This is a genomic window from Arthrobacter livingstonensis (assembly GCF_003219815.1).
Taxonomy (GTDB): domain Bacteria; phylum Actinomycetota; class Actinomycetes; order Actinomycetales; family Micrococcaceae; genus Specibacter; species Specibacter livingstonensis.
On the sequence record NZ_QJVD01000069.1, the window covers coordinates 1 to 4,097 of the forward strand.

General features: G+C 56.7%; 2 protein-coding genes. Both read right to left on the reverse strand.

Going from position 1 to position 4,097, the window contains the following annotated elements:
• Positions 1-1,412: 1,412 nt before the first annotated feature.
• On the reverse strand, positions 1,413-2,192 hold the full coding sequence (locus CVV68_RS22620) for an oxidoreductase (RefSeq protein WP_110503233.1): 780 nt from the start codon (positions 2,190-2,192) through the stop codon (positions 1,413-1,415).
• Between the two features lie 4 nt (positions 2,193-2,196).
• Complete coding sequence (locus tag CVV68_RS22625; protein WP_110503234.1) at positions 2,197-3,018, reverse strand: alpha/beta hydrolase; 822 nt, start codon at positions 3,016-3,018, stop codon at positions 2,197-2,199.
• Positions 3,019-4,097 lie beyond the last annotated feature (1,079 nt).

Sequence of the window (4,097 nt, forward strand, 5' to 3'; positions counted from 1 at the left end):
GCCTCCAAGCACTCGGCTACAACGTCACCCTAATCACCCGGGAGGCAGCCTGACCCACCTTACTTTCGTATTAGCCGGTCCACCACCGGGCGAACAGGGCGCTGACAAGCGCTTTTGAGACATTGACTTTTTGACCGTCCCGTAAGACCAGTCCGATGATTTGTCCGGTGAAGGGGCGGAGGGTAAACGGTACATGAATTCACCTCGCGTGAACCTCCTTGCAAAGTGCCGCCGGGCTTCAGTGGTTCAAGTCGCAGCTGGCATCTTGACTCCGCTGAGCAGTTGAAGGTAATGGCGTCCCCGGAGTGGTTGCCAGGTTTGCGGCGAGCCCGGATATGCTCAGGGTATTTGAGCCACGTCAGATGGCGTGGCTGGCTGGCCTTAATAATCGCTGTAGGATCCACTGTCCCGACCAGGTGGAACATTCGGCGTCGGGCGGTAGATATGGCATGTTTACGTCTTTGCTGATGTTTTGGAGTCCAGAGAGCAGGGCGATCGTAGGCTTCATCGTTACCCGCTGAGGCGTTGGGGGCCCGGATGGGTAGAAACCGCGTGTTCCCAAAACCTTTGGGTCTTTCCTTGCGCAGGAGGGGCCGGAGCTGTTGAAAAAGGGGAGCGGCATTGCGAGGAAATTTTGCTGAATTGGGGGAGTAAAGGGGGAGTTGCCTTCGTCTGCCCATGACCTGCGGGACATAATCGCAGTTCAGAGGCCCTTTTGCGCCCCGGGCCGGACTCGAACCGGCGGCCAAGAGAAACTCAGGACTCTCATGCCGACGGCCTCCGTTGCCCCTCGAAAACTCCATGTTTCCAAGGTAGTTCGGAACAGCGGGGCCTCGATGACATGCCAACAACTGGCGTGGGTATTCGTTGAAAAACGTGAGTAAAACGTGACGAGGACCTTCAGCGTAGCGCTGGAACTGCTGTTTGATGGCCGTTTGCAGGTTCATCGACATAGCTGATGGCATGTCACTGTTTTTGAAAGGAGTGCTGTGTGCTTCAACGAACTTCGTTGTTCGTGGCCTCATTTCTGTCCGGCGGGCCACGCAGGCTGTTGAGACTGCGAAGCTGGCTTTTGGGCGCCGTTTTGGTGGGGGAGCAGAGAGTGAAGGTCAAGAAATTAGGCGTTGGGATACTCCCGTTTGCCTTCTCGACCGTCATGGATCTGGATCTATTTCGTGAGCGAAACTGTGAACGTACGGGGGACTTCAAGGCCAAACTCGACAGCTCTGTTTTCCGCACCGGACTAGACACGATTCCGGACACCGTGAACCTAATACTCCCACAACATTAGGTGCCTAAACGTAGGGTGGTTGTGATTGTCAACGTCCTGCGCCGGATTAGTCGCGCCGGCATTTCCTCTTTCGCCAAGCTCGTCGGGCCCTGAGCTTGTGCAGGCTTCTTAGGGTAGGTCTTCACAGCGTGGTGATCATTCCGCCGTCGATGGTGAAGTTTGATCCAGTGGCATTGGCGGCCTTGTCACTGGCAAGGAAAAGCACGACGTCGGCAATCTCGGCCGGGTGGCTGAACCGTCCCGTCGCCGCACTGGATGCGGCGGCGGAGGCCACAGCGGCGGGAGTTTGGCCGGTTGCCTGGGACACGGTGTCGGCAACGCCTCCACTGCCAAGCCACAAGTCTGTCTCGACCGGGCCTGGGCTGACACAGTTCACCCGAATACCTTGGTGGCCATATTCCTTCGAGAGTGACTTGGCGAAATTCCAGAGGGCCGCTTTCGCTGCGCTGTAGTCCATGACGTCGGGATCCGGAAGGAACGCATTGACGGAAGCCACGTTGACGATTGTTCCACCGCCGGCGTGCAGCATTGTTGGAAGGACGGCTCTGGTGACACGCATGGCGGCCAGGAAGTTCAGGTTCAGGGAAGCTGCCCAGTCATTGTCGGAGATTTCCAGGAAGCCACCAAGCCGGGTTTTGGCGGCGCCGACATTGTTGACGAGAATATCAATTTTGGGCCCTGCCGCATTGGCCAGTGCTTGACCTCCGTCCGACCCCGCTAGGTCAACAGGGACGAAGGTGAGCTGAACGCGGCCCAGAAGTTCGTCCAGCTCAGGGGACGTTGACCGTGCGCAGGCAACGACGGTGGCACCTTCGACCAGGAGGGCCCGAACTATGGCAAGACCTATTCCTTTGCTGGCGCCCGTAACTACGGCAACTTTCCCTTCCAGACCAAGATCCATTGTGCTAGAGCCCCTTGCCGCTCAGCCATTCCAAGGTGACGTTTGCGACGTCGTCCCATCCGTTGTTAATGGCCAGGGAATGACCCCGCCCTTCGAACTCATGGTACTCAGTGACGGATTTGGCATTGTCGGCGTAGAGCTTGAATGCCTGCTGTACAACAATCTTGGGTGCGGTGTGGTCTTCGGTTCCTGCAGTCAGGAGCAGTGGACCCCTTTCCGCTGTGTGGGTGTCAACGGTGGCTGGAGAATTCTTTGCGAAGTTGGCGGTTGCATCTTCAAACAGCGGGCGTCCGGGCCCCGGAATGGTCCACCTCTCAAAGAGTTCGTTAGACTCACTCTCCTCCAGCGTGTTGCCAAAGCTGTAGTGGAACTGTTTGGCGTTCAGGGACACCGTTTTCTTACGGTTTGCCGGGTTAGAAAGTACGGGGAACGCTGTCTTCAGCGCCGAGAACGGCAGTGCCTTGACGCCCTTGATGGGTGCCGGGTCGATGGCCACTGCGGCTGCGGCATAGCCGTGGGCCAGTAGCTCTTGGGCTATGAGGCCGCCGAAGGAGTGGCCGATGACGATGGGCTTGACCTCGGGTTCGCCGATGAGGTCGGCATAGTGGTGGCAGATCGCTTCAATCCCGACATCATTCATCCCGTCGGGTTCTTCGCGGGTGGCGGCGACGGTTTCGCCTTCTCCTGGCCATCCCGGAGCCGTTACGGCATAGCCGTGGGAACGAAACTTCCCCAGCCACGGGTCCCAAGAGCTGGAATGGAGCCACAGGCCGTGGATGAAAACAACGGGGACGGGATGGTGGGAGCTTTCAGTGGATTCTGACATGGCCTAGTTACTTTCTGGACGGGAAATTAGCTTTCTTCAAAGGGCGAGACCAGAAATATTTACGGACAGCTTACGCTCAGTTTTCAGCCATGGCTACAGGACGACGAGGGTCATCTAAAGTGGTGGCGAAATGGGGTGCGTGCCTCGTACCAAAGTAAGTAGACCCGAAAGATGGAGTCCTGCTGCTCCCAGGTACTTTCTCGCTCGTCCACCTGTTCAATGTTCATAGTCATCATGAGCTGGGCCGTGATGGCTTAACCCACGTCGATGTCTACCGAGCAACGGTCCCTCAGGGTGATGTGAACTGTTTTGGTAGTGGTTCTCTTATGGGTCCCGTTGCGCATCTGGCCAACCGGAAGGCTACCAGGCTGGAATGCCGAGTCTGCTGGGCACCGTCGCATGCAGTCACAATGGAAGTTCTTGGGCCAACCGATCGTGCCCGGTGCCAAAAGAAGGGCGAACGGAGGGGCAATATTTCCGAGCCCCCTGCCGAAATAACGTAGACCCAGAAAAACCGCGGATTGCCGGCGATTTTCTGCCCCCAGATCGAAAAACGTGACGAAAACCGGAGTCGGAATTGGACCTCCACAAGCCAAAAACGTGAGCAACTTTTCCTCCAATAATGTGAGTAAAACGTGATTTGACCCCTCGGAGCACCTGGCAAAAATAGTAAAACTGCAGGTCAAAGCCACATTTGGTGCCTCGGGCCGGACTCGAACCGGCGGCTAAGAGAATCTCGCCATCTGGATATTGTGGGGTGCCGCTGTCTATCAATATCCGTGTATTCTCGGGAACTTTCGCCGTTCCAGGCGCTTATGACATGTCAGCAATTGCCGTGGTTTTCGGTTGAATTAGATGGGTAAAGGATGAGTGACACTGCTGAAGCCTATGTCGTTATCGTAGGTGGACCGTGAAATCTGTGAAAACAGGCTCAGCGGTGGTCCTTCGTAGGCCAGCGAGCGTTACCGTCTGTGTGTAGCGGTTTACGCCGTGGCCTCGGGTTGAACCGTCCCGGAAATTATGCCGCCAGTTTTCTGGCAGCTTCATCGGGTAACGAGCCGCTTATTTCATCGTAGTAG

What these genes read in the sequence shown, in the direction of transcription:
- CVV68_RS22620 (WP_110503233.1), bottom strand. Translation starts at nt 2,192, where the DNA reads ATGGATCTTGGTCTGGAAGGGAAAGTTGCCGTAGTTACGGGCGCCAGC.
- CVV68_RS22625 (WP_110503234.1), bottom strand. Translation starts at nt 3,018, where the DNA reads ATGTCAGAATCCACTGAAAGCTCCCACCATCCCGTCCCCGTTGTTTTC.